The organism is Paenibacillus kobensis NBRC 15729, from assembly GCF_004000825.1.
Classification (GTDB): domain Bacteria; phylum Bacillota; class Bacilli; order Paenibacillales; family Paenibacillaceae; genus Paenibacillus_T; species Paenibacillus_T kobensis.
Map to the genome: position 1 here is coordinate 1 of NZ_BILZ01000073.1, position 20,521 is coordinate 20,521.

Consider the following 20,521-nt stretch of genomic DNA (forward strand, 5'->3'; position numbering starts at 1 on the left):
CGGATCCTGTACAGTCCGGTCAAGCCATAACGGCTCGTCCTCTGGGCGCAGCAGCACCGGCATCCGGTTATGGATCGGAGCCATTAGTCCATTCGGCGTCGTCGTAAGCACGGTGCAAGTGCTCAGCTTCGAGCCGTCCGGCGCGATCCATGTTTCATATAAGCCGGCCATGGAGAACGTCTTTCGGTCCTTCATGACGATGCGCATCGGCTGCTTTGTCCCGTCTTGCTTCGTCTGCCATTCATAGAAGCCGTCAGCCGGCACGAGACACCTCTTACGGCGGAGAGCTTCGCGGAATGCGGGCTTGTCCGCTGCGCTTTCGGCCCGCGCGTTCAACATTTTGTTCCCGATCTTCGGATCGTCCGCCCATGGCGGCACGAGGCCCCATTTCAGCTCGCCCAGCCGGTTCTGCTGTCCGTCGCTTACAATCGCCATGACGAGCTGTCCCGGTGCGACGTTATATTTGGGGCGGTGGTACGGCACCGACGATTGGCCGATCATAAACCGGAGCATCATTTCCTCGAGCGACACCGTAAGCGTATATCGTCCGCACATCTGCTCATTCCTCTTTTCACAAATATTGATATCGATCCATCCTATAGTGCCTCTATTATACATCGCAACCGGCTGATTAGCTCGATGGATTCGGGCGGATACTATTGGAGCCGCTCTGTCCCTCACTCCGTCAGTGTGTAAATAATATAAAGATGGCGCGTACATATAAGACCATATTGGTAAGTATGCGGAGGTTTCTGCGGGAAGGGAGCATGCGCGTGGCAAATAAGTTGCAATGGGGGCCGGCAGCTGCGCGCGTCAAACGGCTAAGTGCCGCCGCAGCATCCGGTATGCTTCGCTTTCTCCGGCTGCCGGTGGACGCGGCTGTATATGCAGCCCGGTATGCTGCAGGCAAATGGAAAGCGATGGCTTCGTCCGACGCGATGGCCGATCTAGCCGATCTGCCTTCGCTAGACGCTATGGCAGCAGCATCGCTTGCCGAAGCATGGAGAAAGCTTGAGCGTGTGCCAGCCGCACATTCGGGCGAACCGAAGGAGAGCGGTCTGAGTAGGCAGGAGCGGGAGTTGCTGGCCAATATCCGAGAGGAAACGATGCTGCGAAACCGTAACAATGTGACGCGCACGATGGCTTATTATACCGTTTACGAGCGCCGGCCGGAGCTGCATTGGGCGCTTCTGGCGCATCTTGTATCGCGCAACGGCGGCTGGAACATGACCGATCTGCAAGGGGAGTGGCTTCCGAGGCTGCTCAGCGAACCGAAAAGAAACGACGTGTTCCGGTTTCTCGAACGGGCCAATGCCCTTATTTTCGGCGACGCTTATCCGCAGCTGCTGCTGTATGAGCACAGCGTAAGGGCCGGCCGCCCGCTGTTTCATTTGCTGCCCGCTCTGGGCGTAACCCGCTTTATGGCGCCGGTATGGGAAAGGTTCTGGGCAACCCGCGACAGCGCCATTCTTACCGTTGCGCTGATCGTTAACGAACAGCACTACATCGAGAAGCGGATCGTTGCCAATCCGTATTACCGTAAGCGTGTCGTCGATACGCTGTTTTTCGGCATGCAGTCGCTGCTGCAGCTGAACGCGGTTCTCCTGCCTTATGCGCATGGAACGGAGCCGGGCGGTATGCGGGTGGCCGGCCTTATTATCGAGCGATTCAGCAGCGTCCGGGAGCGAATTGAATTCGGCAAGCGGCTCTATGCCGTCCTGTTCGGCGTACCGACGGTTGCTGCGGGTGTCCGATCATTCGTATCGAGCGTCCGGCACACCGGCTCCAGAGCTGATTATGCGCCGCAATTGTTCGCCCCGGTCCGGCAAGGTTTGCCGGAGAAGCCCTACAACGAGCGTCTAAAAGGCGGCCTGCTAAAACCCGGAGCCGAGCCGCCGTTCAGTCCAGAGCTTAGCGCAGCATGGCCAGACGTCCCCGTTTTGCCTCCTGAGTCGGGGGACTGGTTCGTCAGCGCCTCGGCTGTCGAGCCTTATTTTGCCAACTTGCCGCTGCCATCCACGTTCGAAATGACGAATGAATACGGATTCTTGCTGGATAAGCTGGAGCTCGCGGCTGCCGCCTCGCACCGGATTCCGGACCTGCTAGACGGGAAGGAGTAGCCCAATACCGACATGCCGATTGACACACGGCCGCAAACAATGGTATAAAATGAACAATAAGCACAAGCAACGAAGGGAAACAGTAGCGTCCGTGCACGATGTTCCAGAGAGCCGGCGGTTGGTGCAAGCCGGTACACGACCAGACGCGAATTACGTCCCTGAGCTTCTTGAACCGAAACCGTGTTAACGGAAGGACAAGACGGCTGTCGGCCGTTATCCGATAGAGTGGAATATGCTTGGCGCATGTTCAATATAGGGTGGTACCGCGATGACTCGTCCCTGTCAGATGACAGGACGGGTCTTTTTTTGTTGTGATGGCCTGTATTGCATTCGCTGCTGCTGCTCATCATGAATTCAAAGGAGAGATTCTGTTATGACACAACCAACTGCAACCGGCCTTGCGACTAATTTGCTTGAAGATCTGGAATACCGCGGCCTTATTCATCAATCGACGAACCGCGACGAGCTTCAAGAGAAGCTGAACACGGAGCCGGTTTCCCTGTATTGCGGCTTCGACCCGACGGCGGATAGCCTGCACATCGGCAGCCTGCTGCCGATTCTGATGCTTCGCCGCTTCCAGTTGGCTGGCCATCGTCCAATCGCTCTTGTCGGCGGCGGTACGGGCCTCATCGGCGATCCGAGCGGCCGCTCCACGGAACGTTCGCTGAATACGGCCGATACGGTTGCGCAATGGACGGACAGCCTGAAGCGCCAGTTGTCCCGCTTCCTCGATTTCAAAGAGGACGGCAGCGCCGCAAAGCTCGTCAGCAACTACGATTGGCTGGCGCCGCTCGACACGATTTCGTTCCTGCGCGACGTAGGCAAATATTTTACGGTCAACTACATGCTGGCAAAAGACTCGGTCGATTCGCGTCTGGCGAACGGCATCTCGTTCACAGAATTCAGCTACATGATTCTGCAAGCGTATGACTTCTACAAGCTGCAGCAAGAGCAGGGCTGTTCGCTCCAAATCGGCGGAAGCGACCAATGGGGCAACATTACGGCTGGTCTCGACCTGATCGGCAAAATGGGCGGCGGCGACGCTTACGGCATGACGATGCCGCTCGTGACGAAAAGCGACGGCAAGAAGTTCGGCAAGTCGGAATCCGGCGCCGTATGGCTCGATTCTACGAAAACATCCGTCTACACGTTCTATCAGTTCTGGATCAACACGGATGACAATGATGTCATCAAGTTCCTGAAATATTTCACGTTCTTGGACCGCGACCGCATCGAAGAGTTCGAAGCCGAGGTTCGCGAGCGACCGGAGAAACGTGCGGCGCAGCGTGAGCTGGCCCGCGAAGTGACGCGCCTTGTGCACGGCAGCGAAGCAGTGGACAGCGCAGAGCGCATTACGGAGGCGCTGTTCTCCGGCGACGTAACGAAGCTCAGTGAAGATGAGCTCGTCGAAGCGCTCGCAGGCATGCCGACGGTCGAGCAGGCAGCTGGCGAAGAGCCGCTGCTGATCGATCTGCTGTTGGCGGCGAAGGCGGCTCCGTCTAAGCGCCAAGCGCGTCAAGACATCGAGAGCGGCGCGGTGTACGTCAACGGAGAGAAGACGACGAGCATCGAGGCGGTCGTCGGCCAAGAGCAGCGTCTGCATGGCAAGTACGCCGTGCTTCGCCGCGGCAAGAAAAATTACTTCCTGGTGCGTTTCGAGTAGAATTGTCCAGTCGGCATAATCTCTGCTAGGGGATGAGCGGGCTATAGAGCATGGGGAGATCAGAGAGCAAATAAGAGTCTCTAGAAGACACTTATTTGCTGGCTGGGGAGGCGCGGCTGGAAATAAGCGTCCTCCGAAGACACTTATTCATTCGCTCCGTGTTTATTTCGGCGTCGTCGACTGGATTAAGGGTCTTGCAGAGACTCTTAATCTGTCTCTAATCAAGTAACTTTCGGAATAAGAGTCCTTCTGGGACTCTTATTTTTTTGTCCATATAGGTGAAGGGGAACAGCCACGGGCTAGACTGCTGCGTAAACGTCGAGTGACGCAAATCAATTCAATGAATAGTAGAAGTAGGATTGCGCACGTTCAAAAAGTTCCGCGCGTTGCGGAACTTGATCTTGCTGATTGGCGTTTAGGCTCCTATGCGGACCAATGAAGCGCTCATTCAAGTTAAGCAATGCTGAAAAGGCGAGTTCTTTTCTTTCGGTTCCCCAGCGATCTCCGTCATTCCGCACCAGTTCCATGCATTCAGTTGCTGAGAGCCCCCTCCATTTGGAGAAAACCGACGCCCATTGGATCAGATCGAAACGCTGTCCAGCAGGTGCCATTAGACAGCAGCCCCATCCGGAGAGCCCATCGGAGTAGAGGTGCAGCCATATAACGCTTGGCAAGCCGGCATCGACAGCCGATCGATTCGTATGTAGTTGTTCAGGATAACCGTCACATTTAAATACTTCGATGAAGGACAGTTTGCTTGTCTGCGGGCTGCCGAGACGGAGATTCAGCAGAGGTTCATCGGTTACAATCAAAGAAATCACGCTCCTAAATAAGCAAAGGGTGGGCTTGACGGGCATGCCAAATAGCCCGGCAGAGCAGAGAATGTCTACTCTCCCGGACTGCTCCGCAGCATAGGGGCTGCTTTTGTCTGACCTATTAAACTATCTAGAGGAATATTACCCTTCACGATGAGGAATGTAAAATGCAATTTATTGGCCCGTTTCCTGATTTTGAATGTTTAAACGCGTGGAAACGGATTCAATGTCTCCTGTCATTTATAGCGGCTCATTAATAGCAGCAGCTCTTCGGTCGATCTTTAGGATCGCTCAAGGGCTTCTGCTTTTTTGCGCTTGTGCCGGACAGTCATATTTTGGCATTAAAAATGGGCTGGTATAAGAACGTTTGTTCTGTATATAATAAATACGGAATAGGAACGCATGTTTGCTTATATGGAGGGGTTAGAGTGCTGATTACAGTGGAGCCGATTGCCGATTGCTGTACATCCCTCACTCGCGCGAGGACGCTGCGCCGTCCGGTGAGCCGCCATGGCTGTCGTTAGTCGTACCATTATGCTGGCCGATTGCCAGTCGTTCTATGCCAGCGTCGAGAAGGCGCATCATCCGGAATATGCGGGCAAGCCGGTCGTCGTGGCGGGCGATCCCGAGCGGAGGTCCGGCATTGTGCTGGCTGCTTGCCCGCTCGCGAAGGCGAAAGGGGTGACGACGGCCGAGCGGCTGGGCGAAGCGATAGCGAAGTGTCCGGACGTCGTGATCGTCCGCCCTCGGATGGCGGAATATATCCGGGTATCGCTGCAAATATCGGAGATTTACCGCTCCTATACCGATCTGGTGGAGCCGTACAGCATCGACGAGCAGTTCATCGACGTAACGGGAGCGCTGCACCGTTATAGCGGCGACTACGAGGAGATGGCGAGGCAGATCCAGCAGCATGTGCTGGCGGAGACGGGCATTTACTGCCGCTTCGGCATTTCGGAGAACAAAATATTAGCGAAGACCGCTTGCGATAACTATGCGAAGAAGAACGAGTCCGGCGTGTATGTGTTGCCGAAGGACAAACTGGCGGGCACGCTCTGGACGCTGCCGATTCAGAAGCTGTTCATGGCGGGCAACCGGATGACGCACCACTTCCGGTCGATGGGCATCGAGACGATCGGCGATCTCGCCAATACGCCGCTGGAGCGGCTCAAGCTGCTTATGCGGCGCAAGTTCGGCAAGAACTCGGACATTAACGCAGAGCTGTATTGGCGGATCGCCAACGGCGAGGACGATAGTCCCGTTACACCGCAGACGCATGAGGAAGCGCCCAAGTCGATCGGTCATCAGATGACGCTGCCCCGGGATTACGGCACGCTGGAGGAGCTTAAAGTCGTGCTGCTGGAACTGACGGAGCTTGTATGCCAGCGGTGCCGCGGCAAAGGGTTTATGGGGCAGGTTATCGCCGTTGGCTGCCAAGGGGCCGACTTCGACCGGCCGACCGGATTTTTCCGCCAGATGAAGATGATGGACCCGACGAATGTGACGAATCAGGTGTACCGCGCTGCGGTTCAACTGCTGGAGCGGTACTGGGACGGCAATCCGGTCCGCAAGGTAGGCGTAACGCTGGCGCAGTTCCAAGACAGCGAGCATTATCAGTTGGCGCTGTTCGATGACCGCGAGCGTTCGATGGCGCTGGAGCGGGCGACGGACGCTCTCAAGGAGAAATACGGGGATTCGATCATCATGCGCGCGGTTTCCATGACGCCTGCCGGTCAGGCGCGGGATCGTTCCGGCAAAATCGGAGGTCATTACAAATGAGTAAGAAACTGCAAGGCAACGGCTTGTGGGAGTCGAGCCGCATGATGCTGCCCGAGCATAAAGCCGAAATTGTGAGCAGCGCCAAAGCGGCAAAGTATCGGCAGCCTTCAGAGCTTGACGAGCATGAGTGGGAGCAGATTTCGCGCGCGGTAGCAGAGTCGATGGAGCTGCGGCAGCCAATTGCGCTGCGGATGTATCATCCGTACGAGGAGACGAAGGTGATCGGGACGGTGGAACGGATCGACCATTACCGCGGGCGGTTCATGGTAGACGGTGAATGGTTCGAGATTCGGCATATCGAGGGCGTCGACGAGTATTCGGCTTAATCTTATTTGGAAGCATGCATGTCTAATTTATCATTCTATTGATACAGGGGGCTGCCGGTTAACGGCAGCCCTCATTATGCTGCTATGGCAGACGAGGCAGTCTGCGCGTACATAATTATCGGCCCAATTATCCAACATAAGAATTAGCTGGAAAACCGTTCATTGGAGAGGGGGGCTTGCGCTTGTTCAGCAACAAGGAGAAAGGCCCGAGCGGACCGAAGCCGGACAGCGGCAAGCCGGAGCCGCTCAGTACGAACCTTGGCGTAAACATTAAGATGCTGACCGCCAAGCTGGGGGAGAGCAGCGATTTCGTCATCCGGGCACTGCGCAGCGACGCGATGCCAGGCGTCGAGATGGTGATCGCTTATATCAAAGGAATTGTAGAAGAGGACGCGATTCATCAGAACGTCATCAACCCGGTAATGGGATGGTCTGCTCCGCCGGGCAAGTCGAGCTGGATCGAGACGCTGCGCCAACGGGTCATTACGACCGGGTCGACGAAGCAGGTCTCGATGCAGGAGGAGGCGGTCAATGCGCTGCTCGACGGACAATGTCTCATACTGACCAACGGATTCCGCGAAGCGATCGCCGCCGATACGAGCGGAGGCGAGCAGCGCTCGGTAGCAGAACCGAATACGCAAACGGTTATTCGCGGGCCGCAATACAGCTTCACCGAGAACATCGCAACGAACATCGGACTGCTGCGCCGGATTGTCCGTTCGGCTGACTTCCGATTGCGATCCTACACCGTAGGCCGGAAGACAAGGACGACGGTCGGTCTAGTATATATGAACAATATTACCGACCTTCATGTCGTGAAAGAAGTCGAAGAACGAATCCAGGCGATCGATATCGACGGCATTCTGGAAAGCAACTATATCGAAGAGTTTATTTCGGACCAAACCTATACGCCTTTCCCGACGATGATGAATACGGAACGTCCGGATACCGCCGCAACGTATTTGCTGGACGGTCAAATGATTATTCTGGTGGACGGAACACCGTTCGCATTAGCCGGGCCGGTAACGTTCTTTCATTTCTTCCGCTCGGCGGAAGACAATTATCAGCGGTTTGACATTTCGACGTTTCTTAGGCTGCTTCGGTACGGAGCGTTTCTCGTATCGATGCTGCTGCCTTCGCTCTTTATCGCCATCACAACGTTCCATCAGGAAATGCTGCCCACGCCGCTGCTCATCAGCCTGGCGTCGCAGCGCGAAGGCATTCCTTTCCCTGCGCTGGTCGAAGCGCTGCTCATGGAGTTGACATTCGAGGTGCTGCGGGAAGCGGGAGTCAGGATGCCGCGGGCGGTCGGTCCGGCGATCTCCATCGTCGGCGCACTCGTACTCGGCCAGTCGGCGGTACAAGCCGGACTCGTATCGCCTGCAATGGTTATCGTTGTGTCGTTCACGGCGATCTCGAACTTCGTGACGCCGCAGATGAGCATGGCTAGCGCATCGCGGCTGATCCGGTTCACGCTTATGCTGCTTGCGGGCATGCTCGGCATATTCGGCATAATGGCCGGCATGCTGTTCCTCATTATTCATATGACGGGGCTGCGATCGTTCGGCGTGCCATACATGGCGCCGTTTGCTCCGGTGAAAAGAGAGACCTGGCTGGATATGCTTATTCGTCTGCCGTGGTGGGCACGCGTCTTCCGGCTTGTTGCGGTGAGCAGTGTCAATCCGCGCAGGCAGAGAGGGCATAGGCCCCGCCATCAGAAGGAGTAGCCGTTCATTCATTCATTCATTCATTCATTCATTGTCGACGGGGGGATTGTGATATGCGCTGCGGAGGGAACCGATTGGCTTGCTGTGCGATGCTGGTAGTCTTGATGAGCGCAATCATAACCGGCTGCAGCGGCCGGACCGAACTTAACGAGATTAGTATCGTGTCGGCTTCCGGCATCGATTGGAAGGACGGCAAATGGATCGTCTCGTATCAACTCGTGCTTCCGCAAGCGATTTCCAGTCACGGCATGGGCGGCGGAGCATCGGGCGCTGCGCCGATCAACGTCTTCTCGACGTCCGGCGACTCGATACGCGGAGCGATCAGCAAGTCGAGCTACGAGATGTCGCGGCGGCTGTATTTTTCGCAAAATCAAATCGTCGTCGTCAGCGAGCGTGCGGCAAAGCACGGATTGACGAGCTTGTTCGACGCGTACTTGCGCAACCCCGACTCGCGTGAAACGGTCAACATCTTCCTGACAAAGCATAGCGCGCGGGACATCCTTGAGCACCTCATTCCACTGGAGGAAATTCCGGGTGCGGCCATTGCGAGGATGATCGTAAACGAAGAGAACAATGGTTCAACGCTGCCGAATATGACGGTGTACCGGGCGCTGCTCGAGCTGCTTGGCCCTACGAAATCGTCGGGCATTCCGAGCTTGGAGATTTCGGGAACCGATCCGCTCGATTCGACGCAAAAAACAGCCAAAACCTACTCCAGCTCCAAAATAAAGCTGGCGGAGCTAGGACTTCTCCAAGACGATAAGATGGTCGGCTGGCTGACGCGCGACCAAAGTTACGGCGTCATGTGGGTGCGCGGACAAATCAAGCAAAGCACCGTATGGTTCACGTGCGACGACAACCATCCAGGGGAGAAGGCTGTCATGAAAGTTCATCATATGAAGACGAAACGCAAAGCGGTGAAGGACGGCGATAATTGGAAGCTGGATGTCCGCATTAAGGCCAGAGGCACGCTTCTGGAGTATCCTTGCGAAGCGGACCTTAGCAAGCCAGCCAGCATAGCGGCGTTGGAGCGGCGGGCGGCGGACAAAATCGCTCTCATGGCGAATTCAGGCTTCAAGGCCGTTCAAGAACAGAAGGCGGACATCATCGGCTTGGGCGTAGCCGTCCGGCTTCAATACCCGCGGCAATGGGACGCCATAATGAAGCGGTGGAACGAGCAAATTTTTCCGGAAGCTAAGATTGACACGAAAGTCGATGTCGTCATTGAGAGAACCGGCATGAGCACCGATTCATTCCGGAAGATGCAGAAAAAGGCTGGCGGCAGCTAAAGGGCGGAAAGGGGCGGATTATGAACCGGATCGGATCGTATCAGTTGTTCGTTATGGTTATCATGTTTCATATCGGCAGCACGCCTCTGTTCCTGCTCGGCAGCAAGGCCAAGCAGGACTCATGGATCGCCGTAGTGATAGGAGCTGTGGCCGGAGTCATCGTCATGACCGTATTCGTTGCGCTGCAGCAGAGAAAGCCCGATGCGGGGCTGATCGAGCTGCTGAGGCTAACGGTCGGACGCTGGATGGCGGTTGTGATCGGACTTCTGTATGCCGTATTCTTCGCCTATCAATCGATGCGCAACGTGCGCGATTTCGGCGAACTGACGTCGTTGTCGCTGCTGCAGAACAGTCCGAAATGGATTATCATGGGCATTATTATGTTTATAGCTTGGTATACAGTCATTAACGGGAACGAGTCGTTCTTCCGGACGACGCAGCTGCTGTTCATCGTTGTGCTCGGCAGCTATTTCCTGCTGGGGATGCTCGTGCTGCTGAAGGGCCTTCCTAATGTCCGAATGCTTCGCCCGGTACTGGAGCAAGGCTTGATGCCGGTCGTACGCGCCGCTTTGCCGGATATCTTCTCCTTCCCGTTCACCCAAGGGGTTATCTTTCTTGTATTCTGGAAGTTTGCGGCGAACCGGAAGGCGATACGAAAAACCGCGTATTGGGGTTACACGGCTGGCGCCTTATTCATCGTGCTCATGAATGCGATGATCGTATCGGTCCTTGGGCCGCTGGCTGCCGTGTCCGCATTGCCGTACTTGGAAGTGGTTCAACTCGTACAGGTCGCTAATTTCGTCGAGCGGCTCGACGTCGTCGTCACGCTGCTGCTGTTCATTGGTTTGTATATTAAATTGACCGCTTTCTATTTGGGGGCGGCCATTGTTCTTCGTGAGCTGTTCCATATTTCGTACAAATGGGGAGCAGTGATCATCGGGGCAGCGATTTATGGGACCTCCTTCTTGGAACGCAACAATACGGTCCATCTGTGGATCGGGCTCGGCATCAGCTTGAAGGTCAGCCTCGTCATGCAGGTCGGCATACCGGTCGTGCTGTTGCTGCTCGCTGCCTTCCGCATTCGGGGGACGAAGCAGACGAATACGCCAGTTTCCGCAGCAGAAGGGAAGGCGGGGTAACATGCAGCGAATCGGAACGCATCAGCTCTATGTCGGTATCATTATGTTTATTCTAGGCAACACGCCATTGTACGAGCTTGGCGTGAAAGCGCGGCAGAACGCGCCGCTTGCGATGCTGGTTGGATCCGCGGCTGGCTTGCTGTTGGCGGGCATGTATTTATGGCTTTACCGCCGCGCCCCGGAAGCTGGATTGACGGAATTGTACCGGCTGCATTTTGGCATGTGGCTTGGCAGCGCAATTGCGCTCATGCACGCGACGGAGCAGGGCTATGAAGCGATGAACCAAATATGGAATTATGCGGACTTGACATCGCTTACGCTGCTTGGGAGCGCCCCAGCCTGGCTAATCAAGCTCATTGCATGCTTATTGTCTACTTATACGGTGATCAAGGGCGTGGAAGTGTTGTTTCGGGTCATCGAGCTGTTGTTCCCGCTGACGCTCGCCAGCTATTTGCTTATCGCTGCCATGCTTTATTTGAATAAGCTGCCCGATTGGCATCTGCTGATGCCGTTCGTCGGATTCGATACGATCGTACGAGCCGCGATTCCGCAGATTATGGTCTTTCCGTTCGGCCAAATCATAACGTTTCTTGCGATCTGGCAATTTGCGAATGAAACATGCAAAGTGACAAGAACGACTTTGCTCGCTTACATGACCGTCACGGTCATGCTGGTATACGGCAATGCGGTGATCATGTCCGTACTCGGGCCGCAGATGTCGTCAGGAACCTTCGTCCCGCTGCTGGAGGTCGTTCAACTGATTCAGCTTGGGGGGTTCATCGAGCGGCTCGACATTATCGTGACGCTGCTTCTGTTCTTCGGTTTATATGTGAAGCTGTCCGTGCTCTATATGGCGACGGTGCTGCTCATACAACCCGTGCTGCGCTGCAGTTGGAAAGCATGCGCTTGGGGCGTAGGCGGACTGCTGTTTGCCGCAACCTTCGTGGAACGGAATTATGCCGTCCACATATGGAATGCGGTCCATATTCTAATGCCGTATAACTTCGTTTTTGAAATGGCCATTCCGGCCGTCATGCTGGTAATCGGCGCGCGCAGGGTGGCAAGGAAGGCGGCGATGAACCGCACGGCCTTGCAGACAAAATAAATGTATAACCCGTGTAGTTTGTCCAATCAAAGCCGATGCGATTTCCATACTGTATAGTAACTTGAATTACAGGAGGTGAATCGCAATGGGTACTTTTTTGGATATGAGAAGTTCCATGAACGCGAATGCATCCGGCTCTATCGGCGTTAGTTTGACGACTACTCCTCAACTTTTCGGTATTATCGGTCTGCAAACGAGAAACGTAGCTAACCCGATCGTTACGCTGTCGGGCACGGTTGGCATTAGCGGCGGCGCACTTGGCAACACGTTCACAATCGAAATCGTTCGCGGTCTTACGGGCGGAACGACGATCTACTCGGCTCAACAAGCAATCGCTCTGAACGTACTGAACGGTTCCGACATTTACAGCTTCAACGCACAAGACTTGCTTGCACCAGCAGCAGCAGAAACGGTCTACTCGGCATTTATTTCTGGCGGACCATTAGCTGTTCTGACAGGCGCTCGCAACGGCCCTGAAACGTTCTTCGGCATCGCTTCCTCTACGGTCTAACGTATGTACTAGCAACCCCAAAAGTTATGCGCTCATGCCGGGCGCATAACTTTTTTGCGTTTGGGCGCGGGTGTCCAAACGCATAGGGAGGGCGCTACATACGATAGGAAACAACATATGCGCGCAAGGAGGGCTCCCGTGATAACGATAAGCTTGTGCATGATCGTGAAGAACGAGGAGGGGGTACTGGCAAGATGTCTCGATTCGGTCGCTGATCTGATGGATGAGATCAACATCGTCGATACGGGCTCGACGGACAGCACGAAGGAAATTGCGGCGAAGTATAATGCCCGCATCTTCGACTTTGAGTGGATCGATGACTTTGCGGCAGCGCGCAACTTCTCGTTCGATCAGGCAACCTGCTCGCACATCATGTGGCTGGATGCCGACGACATTTTGAAGGAGAAAGACCGGAAGCTGCTGCGCGAACTGAAGGAAGAGATGCCGGAAGATATCGATTCTATTATTATGGAGTACCATTTGGCGTTCGATAAGGCTGGCAATGCGGCGGCAGGAGCAAGGCGCAACCGGATTGTCAGACGGGAGAAAGGATACCGTTGGCATAGTCCGATTCACGAGTTTCTCGACGTTCGGGAAGGGAAATTGTTTATTTCGGAAGCAGCCGTCTCTCATGAACGGATGGGAGATCATTCGTCGAGGAATATGGAAATTTTCAAAAAAAAATTGCTAGGTGCTTCGGCAGAGCTCGAAGGGCGCAGCTTGTTTTATTATGCGAACGAATTGGTCGATCAGCAGATGTATGCGGAGGCAGTGGAACATTACGAGCGGTTCGTCTCTTCACCGGGCGACTCGCCGGAGGACCGGGTGTTCGCGTACAGCAAGCTTGCGGAGTGTTACCATCATCTCGGCCAACTGGACCATAAGCTGCAATCGCTGCTGTTGAGTCTGCAGTACGATAAGCCGCGGGCCGATTTCTGCTGCTCGATCGGTTATTGCTTCGAAGGGAAGGGAAATTATCCGGCGGCGGTTCATTGGTACGAAACGGCGTTAACGCTGCCGAAGCCGAAGTTCCATATGGGGCTGCTTAATCTGGTCTGTTGGACATGGATGCCGCATGTGCAGCTGTGCATTTGTTATGCGAGGCTTGGAGAATTGGAGAAGGCGTACGAGCATAACGAGAAGGCGCTCCATTATTTGCCTGCGGACGAAAATTTGCTCGACAATAAGGTGCGTCTGGAGGAAGCGCTCGGCTTGTCGGAAGCGAAGCAGGCCGGCGGGGACGAACCAGCTGCTGCTGAAGACGGCGGATCGGAGACGACATGCTGACGAGCATCGTAATGGTGACCTACAACAAGCTGGCTTATACCGTGCAGTGTATCGACAGCATTAGGCGGCATACGGAAGACGGAACCTACGAGCTGATTGTCGTCGATAACAACTCAGAAGACGGGACGCCTGAATGGTTGGAACAACAGCCGGATGTCCGGCTCATCCGGAACGATTCGAACGCAGGCTTTCCGAAGGCGACCAATCAAGGGCTGGAGCAAGCGGCTGGCGACTTGCTTATGCTGCTGAACAACGATACGGTCGCAGCGCCAGGCTGGCTGGACAATTTGAAGCGGGCGCTGCTCAGCGGAGACGATATCGGCGCGGTCGGGCCTGTCACGAATAACGCCTCCTACTCAACAAGCATACCGGTTCCCTATGCGTCGACGGATGACATGGAGCCGTTCGCCGCGGACTATAACCGTTCGGACCCGGCGAAATGGGAGGAGCGGATAAAGCTGATCGGCTTCTGTCTGCTGATGAAGCGGGAAGCGTACGAGAAGGCAGGACCGCTCGACGAACAGTTCGGCATTGGCAACTTCGAGGACGATGATCTATGCTTCCGGATGCTGCTGTCGGGTTATAAGCTGCTGCTGTGCCGCGATACGTTCATCCATCATTACGGCAGCGTTTCATTCGGCGATGACCGGTCTGAATTTCTTAAGCTGCTTGCCCGCAATACGGATATCTTTCAACAAAAATGGGGGCTCAATCCGGAATCGGCAATGAGCATCCGGTTCGATATGCTGGGTGTTCTTACGGACCAGCTTGAGGAAGGCGCGCCTCTGCGCGCGCTCGAGATTGGCTGCGCTTGCGGAGCTACGCTGCTGGCATTGAAGTTCCGCTATCCGGGATCGGAGCTGTTCGGTGCAGAGCGGACCGAAGCGGCGGCCCGAATCGCGAGGGCAGCAGGCATTCATATATTCGCGTCCGGACGGCCGGATGATTGGACCATACCGGACGGTACGCTGGACCTCATTCTGATTAGCAATGCGCACGCCTACGCAGAGCATACCGATCAACTGAACAAGCTGATACGCAAGCTTCGGCCGGGAGGCTGCATCATAGCCGGTTTCCGGAATAGCCGGTATTACCGGTACGCCGATCAGACCGGAGGCAGCGGCGGCGGGGAGAAAAAGCAAGCGGCGTATGCGACGGACCAAGCGGGCGAGCGGTTTCTAATGGCCGGCATCGGCCGTCTCCGGTACGCGCTGGCGCTGGAGCCGAACGCAGACCGCGACGAGGCTGCGCTGGCGGCGGCTGCCGAGCGGGAAGAAGGCGTGCCGCAAGAAGAGCTGGCTTCCGCTTACTTCCTGCTGTCGGGCAAGCGGGCCGCGATCGCGTCTGATCGTGCGGCCCGGCAGGCGCAGGCTCCTGCGCCAGCGCCTGAGTACGTGCAGACGGCGGAGCAGGAGACGCAGCGCCGGCAGGCACTGGAGCTAGAGCAGGCGCCGGAGCAGGAGCGGACGGCAGGGCGTCAGGCGGCGGAGAAGGCGGGGCCAGGGCAGGGACCGTGGCAGGGACCGGGGCGAACTGCGGAACCTGTGGAGACGGCAGAGTGCGCGGCGTCCGAAACAGCTGCGCCAGGCTTGGCGTCCGAGGCGGATTCGGACCAGTTGGAAGAGCAGAACGACGTTGCGTTTACCGGCGAGCGGCTGGTCGTGAACCAAGAAGTGAAATCGTTGTTCCGCGACGTCTACAACGAGCATATCGTGCGGTATGAGGCCGCGGCAGGACGCGTATCCGGCTTGCATGTGCTTGATGCCGCTTGCGGAGCGGGATACGGTGCGCGGATGCTTCGGGATGCAGGCGCCGCATCGGTCATCGGCGTCGATATCGACGCCGAAACAGTCCGGCTCGCGCAGCGGGATTACGGCCATCCGGGCATTGTCTTCATGCAGGGCGACGTATTAAATTTGCCGTTCGCAGACGAAACGTTCGACGCGGTCGTCTCCTTCGAGACGATCGAGCATGTCGAAAGCGGGTACGATTGGATACGGGAATCCGCGCGCGTGCTGAAGCCGGGCGGATGGTTCATCGTCTCGACGCCGAACCGGGCCGTAACGAATGCGTCGAACTATTGGGAAGATCAACCGTTCAATCCGCATCACCGGTTCGAGTACCGGACCGGCGAGCTGATCGGCGACTTGCTGGCGCATTATTCGATCGAGGAGCTGCATGGGCAGCATTGGGTCGACGACTCTCGGTTCGCGGCAATGCGCTGGCTCCGCCAAATGAATGACCAGAGCGCGGACCGAAGTGAAGCGAACGTCATCCGCGAGACCGGCAGCGAGCTTCTGCCGTTCCGGCAGTTCCGGAGCGGCGAACCGATGTACATCGTCGCCGTGTGCCGCAAGCGGAAAGGAGGCGCACCGGAATGAAGGTCGTCATATTGGCAGGCGGGCTCGGAACGAGAATTAGCGAGGAATCGCATCTCAAGCCGAAGCCGATGATCGAGATCGGCGGACGGCCGATTTTATGGCATATTATGAAAATTTACGCTCATTACGGCTTCACGGACTTTGTCGTCTGCCTTGGATACAAGGGATACGTGGTGAAGGAATACTTCGACCACTATTTTTTGCACGAATCGGACGTGACATTCGACTTCACTGGCGGCGACCAAGCGGCGCGGATCATTCACCGGCATCAGGCAGAGCCGTGGCGGGTAACGCTCGTCAATACCGGGCTTGAAACGATGACGGGCGGACGGCTGAAACGGGCCGCGCGGTATTTGAAAGACGAGACGTTCATGCTGACGTACGGAGACGGAGTGACGAATCTGGATTTGCGGAAGCTGCTCGCCTTTCACCGTTCGCACGGCAAATTGTCAACCGTTACGGCGGTTCAGCCAGTCGGACGGTTCGGTACGATCGTATTGAACGACGATCAATCGGTTACGACTTTTGCAGAAAAACCCCCTGGTGACGGTCACTGGGTAAGCGGCGGATTTTTCGTTATGGAGCCGGGCGCGCTCGATCGGATCGACGGAGACGATACGATGCTGGAGAAGGAACCGCTCGAGCGGCTGGCGGGAGAAGGCGAGCTGATGGCTTACCGGCATACTGGATATTGGCAGTCGATGGATACGATGCGGGATAAAGCGATGCTGGAAGAGCAGTGGCGTTCGGAAGGCGCGCCGTGGAAGGTTTGGGATTGAGCGAAGGACAGCCGGCCGGCTTGTGAAGGGCATCGGCAGGCGGGATAAGGGAGCGGTGAGGCAGCGGTGAGCGGAAAACACCGGTTTTGGGAAGGTAAGCGGGTATTCGTGACCGGACATACCGGGTTCAAAGGGACATGGCTGAGCTTGTGGCTTCGGATGCGCGGCGCGGAGGTCATTGGCTACAGTGACGGGCTGCCGACCGGGACGGCGATGTACCGGATCTGCGGACTCGAGCTTGATTTGCCATGGATACGCGGCGATGTGCGCGATGGAGATAAGCTGCAGCAATCGATGCGCGACACGAAGCCGGATATCGTATTTCATCTGGCGGCTCAGCCGCTAGTCCGCCGTTCATATGCGTCTCCCGCGGAGACGATCGCCATTAACGTGACGGGCACAGCGAACGTGCTCGATGCAGTCAGGCGCCAGCCGACCGTCCGGGCGGTCGTCGCTGTGACTTCGGACAAATGCTATGCGAACCGGCAATGGGAGTATGGCTACCGGGAGCATGATGCGCTCGGCGGGGCGGACCCGTATTCGGTAAGCAAAGCGTGTGCGGAGCTTGTCGTCGATGCGTACCGGCGATCCTTCTTCGCGCATTCACCGGGCGCGGGGAGCATTGGCGCATTGGCAGCGGCGAAAGGAATTGCGGACGCGGGAACTGCGGCGGCTGCCGCCGTCGCGACCGTTCGCGCCGGCAACGTCATCGGCGGCGGCGATTTCGCGCCGGAGCGGATTGTGCCGGACTGTGTCCGATCGGTGCAATCCGGGACGCCGCTGCTGCTTCGCTATCCGGAGGCGGTACGGCCGTGGCAGCATGCGCTTGATCCGCTGTCAGGTTATATGAAGCTTGCTGAGAGGCTATACCAGGAACAAGGAGCAGCTTACGCGGAAGCGTGGAATTTCGGGCCGCCGGCCGGTCAGGAACTGACGGTACGCGAACTAGCCGGCGCTATTGCTGCGAAATTAGGGGCGCCTGCTCCGATCGAGCATGCGGAAGCAGATCAACCGCATGAGACAGCCGTGCTGCGTCTGGACAGCTCGAAGGCGCGGGCGCGGTTAGGGTGGTTTCCTGTCTGGGATGCGGAAGAAACGATCCGGCATACGGCGGATTGGTATGCGCAATGGCTGCAAGGCGTGCCGATGCAGGATGTAACCATGAGGCAGGTGCGGCTGTTCGAAGCGGTGGAGCAGGCAAGCCGGCCGCAGTCGGAAGGCGGGGGGTAAAGCGATGGGCAACGATGCGGAAGAACGGTTGGCGGGAGCGCTGCCGATACCGGAAACGGAAGGGCGGGAAGCGTCTGCGGCGATGACGGAACATACCGCTTCAAAACAGTCGTGTCGGTGCCGGGTGTGCGGCAGCGGCCCGTTGAGCAGATGGGTGCATTTGCCCGCGATGCCGCTTACGGAGGAACTGCGTCCGCTAGACGATCGTTCCGCTCCGTTCCTTGCGGACATCGATGTGTACGTTTGCGCCGATTGCGGCGTCTCCCAGACGGTCGGCGAACGCGATCTGTCGCCGTATTATGTCGATTACGGGTATACGGTCGGCCAATCGCCTTTCGCGGCACGGTTCATGCAGCGGCTGGCGGATACCGTTCGCGACCGGTACGGACTGCAGCCGGGCTTCACGGTTATCGAGATCGGGTCGGGCGACGGCGCGCAGCTCGAGTGCTTCCGGCGGGCGGGTGCCGACGTATACGGCGTCGAGCCTTCGTCGGAGTTGTGCCGTGCGAGCCGGCAGCGGGGAGTCCCCGTGATGGAAGCGTTGTTCGAGCCAGAGACGGCCGCGCTGCTGCCGGAGCCGTTCCGTCCCGCAGATGTGCTGTTAATGACCTATACGTTTGATCATTTGCCTGATCCGGCAGGAACGCTCGCCGCGGCGCGTGACGTGCTGCATCCGGGAAAAGGGTTGCTGGTGCTTGAGGTGCACGATCTGGCTCGAATTGTCGAGCGGAGGGAATATTGCTTGTTCGAGCATGAGCACTACACCTATTGGACAGCGAGGACGCTGGGCGAAGCGCTGGGAAGAAGCGGGTTCCGGCTGCTGACGACGGATCTGCTGCCGGAGAACGAAAGGCGAGGCAACTCGCTGCTTATCGCAGCCGCACCGACCGATGCGGCACACTCGCCGGATCGCTTGCTTCTAGTGGACGAGGAAGCGCAGATCGATTATGACGAATTTCAACGCGAGCTGGACAGCGGCATTGCTGCGTTGGATGCGTTCGTCGAGCGCGAAGCGGCAGCCGGACGGCGGATTGCCGGATATGGCGGTGGAGGACGCGGAGTCATGACGATGGCGGCGATGGCATCGTCATGGCGGTTGGCATACGTATGCGATGCCAACACCGGATTGCACGGCAGGCGCGCGCCGAAATCGGGCGTGCCGGTGGCGGACATAAGCCGATTGGCTCAGCAGCCGGTCGATACGCTGATCGTATTCAGCTACGGCTATATGGACGAAATTCGCGAAGCGGTCATGAAGCTTCCGGGCGCACCGAACCGGATCGTTTCGATGCTCGATATTTTGAAGTGAGGGATTGTCATGGACAGGATGCGTAACGGGATGCCGAATGCAGACGGCAGACAGCATGCGGCAGTCGTGACTGGCGCCGCCGGGTTTATCGGCGCCGCCGTCTGCCGGCGGCTGCTTGCGCTCGGATGGCGCGTATACGCGGTCGTCCGGCCGGGGTCGGCGAACCGGCGTCTGCCGGAGCAGCATCCTTCGCTTCATCTTATCGAAGGAGATTTGATGCGGCTGCCGGAATGGACCGGGCGTTTGGAAGAGGCTGTACGCCGCAGCGGTCCAATCGGGGCATGGCTTCATCTCGGCTGGACGGGCGTAGCGGGAGCGGCGAGAAACGATGCGGTGCAAGCCTCGAACGTGGAGGCAGTATTGGAATCGGTGCGGACGGCCGCTCGGCTCGGATGCTGCTGTTGGATCGGAGCCGGCTCCCAGGCGGAATATGGCAGGCTCGAAGGACGGGCGGATGAAGAGGCGGCTGAGGCGCCGACGACCGGTTACGGCAGAGCGAAGCTTGCGGCGGGGAAGGCGGCGCTCGCAGAGGCACAGCATCTCGGGATTAGCGGCAGCTGGGTGCGGATATTCAGCGTATACGGTCCGGACGACAACAGCGTCTGGCTTATTCCGGCCATGACGCGGCAGCTGCTGGCGGGAGAAAGTCCGGCACTGACGCCGGGCGGGCAACGGTGGGACTATCTGTATGTCGACGATGCAGCGGATGCATTCGCCGCGCTTGCGGAGAGGGGCGTCAATGCGGCGGCGGCTGCAGTTGCGGCTGAACTGCTAATTGAACTGCCGGTTGAACTGCCGGTTGATTCCGTCAGCGATTCAGCGGAAATGCCGGTATCGTTAGCGGAACCAACCGAATCGGATGGTCGGACGGGGAAGACGGGGAAGCAAGCGGCCGACACAGGGCTATACAATCTCGGCTCGGGAGAAAGCCGTACGATACGGGAAATTGCCGAGCTTGTTCGCGCTGCCGCTGCCCGTTGGATGCCAAGGAGATTGCACCGCAATGAAGCTGGCCGCGAGGCAGACGGCAGCGGCGATAGCGAGGACCGGCTGGTGCCGCC

17 protein-coding genes and 1 other annotated feature are annotated in these 20,521 nt (G+C 57.3%); of the genes, 15 read left to right on the plus strand and 2 right to left on the minus strand.

Annotation, left to right across the window (positions count from 1 at the left end):
* A partial coding sequence (locus PKO01S_RS25655; protein WP_164779770.1) for an SOS response-associated peptidase occupies window positions 1-555 on the minus strand: 555 nt, incomplete at its 3' end.
* Between the two features lie 218 nt (window positions 556-773).
* Between PKO01S_RS25655 and PKO01S_RS25660 the strand changes: the two genes are divergently transcribed.
* Window positions 774-2,120: a DUF2515 domain-containing protein gene (locus tag PKO01S_RS25660; RefSeq protein WP_246070739.1), complete on the plus strand. Its 1,347-nt coding sequence runs from the start codon at window positions 774-776 to the stop codon at window positions 2,118-2,120.
* A 60-nt stretch (window positions 2,121-2,180) separates the two neighbouring features.
* Window positions 2,181-2,404, plus strand: a binding site (T-box leader).
* A gap of 89 nt (window positions 2,405-2,493) precedes the next feature.
* Window positions 2,494-3,783 carry a tyrosine--tRNA ligase gene (gene tyrS, locus PKO01S_RS25665; RefSeq protein ID WP_127534298.1) on the plus strand — a complete coding sequence of 430 codons (1,290 nt, stop codon included), beginning with the start codon at window positions 2,494-2,496 and terminating at the stop codon, window positions 3,781-3,783.
* 332 nt (window positions 3,784-4,115) lie between these two features.
* On the opposite strand, the gene PKO01S_RS25670 is transcribed toward tyrS, so the two are convergent.
* Window positions 4,116-4,595 (minus strand): hypothetical protein, encoded by a 480-nt coding sequence (locus PKO01S_RS25670; RefSeq protein ID WP_127534299.1) that lies wholly within the window; start codon window positions 4,593-4,595, stop codon window positions 4,116-4,118.
* A 513-nt stretch (window positions 4,596-5,108) separates the two neighbouring features.
* Here PKO01S_RS25670 and PKO01S_RS25675 point away from each other — a divergent pair.
* From PKO01S_RS25675 to PKO01S_RS25735, 13 genes are all read left to right on the plus strand, one after another.
* A complete protein-coding gene (locus tag PKO01S_RS25675) occupies window positions 5,109-6,377 on the plus strand; it encodes a DNA polymerase IV (RefSeq protein ID WP_164779771.1) in 1,269 nt (422 codons plus the stop codon).
* Window positions 6,374-6,703, plus strand: coding sequence for a YolD-like family protein (locus PKO01S_RS25680; protein ID WP_127534300.1), 330 nt, complete (start codon window positions 6,374-6,376; stop codon window positions 6,701-6,703). Before PKO01S_RS25675 ends, PKO01S_RS25680 begins: the two co-directional genes overlap by 4 nt.
* 182 nt (window positions 6,704-6,885) lie before the next feature.
* Window positions 6,886-8,430 carry a spore germination protein gene (locus PKO01S_RS25685; protein ID WP_246070740.1) on the plus strand — a complete coding sequence of 515 codons (1,545 nt, stop codon included), beginning with the start codon at window positions 6,886-6,888 and terminating at the stop codon, window positions 8,428-8,430.
* A gap of 89 nt (window positions 8,431-8,519) precedes the next feature.
* Entirely contained in the window at window positions 8,520-9,719 is a 1,200-nt protein-coding gene (locus PKO01S_RS25690; protein WP_281278956.1) for a Ger(x)C family spore germination protein, read from the plus strand.
* A gap of 20 nt (window positions 9,720-9,739) precedes the next feature.
* Window positions 9,740-10,858: a GerAB/ArcD/ProY family transporter gene (locus PKO01S_RS25695; protein WP_127534302.1), complete on the plus strand. Its 1,119-nt coding sequence runs from the start codon at window positions 9,740-9,742 to the stop codon at window positions 10,856-10,858.
* 1 nt (window position 10,859) lies between these two features.
* A complete protein-coding gene (locus tag PKO01S_RS25700) occupies window positions 10,860-11,963 on the plus strand; it encodes a GerAB/ArcD/ProY family transporter (protein ID WP_127534303.1) in 1,104 nt (367 codons plus the stop codon).
* An 85-nt stretch (window positions 11,964-12,048) separates the two neighbouring features.
* Window positions 12,049-12,474 (plus strand): hypothetical protein, encoded by a 426-nt coding sequence (locus PKO01S_RS25705; RefSeq protein ID WP_127534304.1) that lies wholly within the window; start codon window positions 12,049-12,051, stop codon window positions 12,472-12,474.
* A 138-nt stretch (window positions 12,475-12,612) separates the two neighbouring features.
* Entirely contained in the window at window positions 12,613-13,761 is a 1,149-nt protein-coding gene (locus PKO01S_RS25710) for a glycosyltransferase (RefSeq protein ID WP_127534305.1), read from the plus strand.
* The gene (locus PKO01S_RS25715; RefSeq protein ID WP_127534306.1) at window positions 13,755-16,142 is read left to right on the plus strand and encodes a methyltransferase domain-containing protein; all 2,388 of its coding nucleotides are present in this window, start codon (window positions 13,755-13,757) and stop codon (window positions 16,140-16,142) included. The genes PKO01S_RS25710 and PKO01S_RS25715 overlap by 7 nt, the downstream gene beginning before the upstream one ends.
* Window positions 16,139-16,921, plus strand: a complete 783-nt coding sequence (gene rfbF, locus PKO01S_RS25720; protein WP_127534307.1) for a glucose-1-phosphate cytidylyltransferase — start codon at window positions 16,139-16,141, stop codon at window positions 16,919-16,921. Before PKO01S_RS25715 ends, rfbF begins: the two co-directional genes overlap by 4 nt.
* Window positions 16,922-16,987: 66 nt before the next feature.
* Window positions 16,988-18,151, plus strand: coding sequence for a CDP-glucose 4,6-dehydratase (rfbG, locus tag PKO01S_RS25725; protein WP_127534308.1), 1,164 nt, complete (start codon window positions 16,988-16,990; stop codon window positions 18,149-18,151).
* Between the two features lie 4 nt (window positions 18,152-18,155).
* Entirely contained in the window at window positions 18,156-19,460 is a 1,305-nt protein-coding gene (locus PKO01S_RS25730; protein ID WP_127534309.1) for a class I SAM-dependent methyltransferase, read from the plus strand.
* A 9-nt stretch (window positions 19,461-19,469) separates the two neighbouring features.
* Window positions 19,470-20,521, plus strand: a 1,052-nt coding sequence (locus PKO01S_RS25735; RefSeq protein WP_127534310.1) for an NAD-dependent epimerase/dehydratase family protein, incomplete at its 3' end; no start/stop codon positions are given.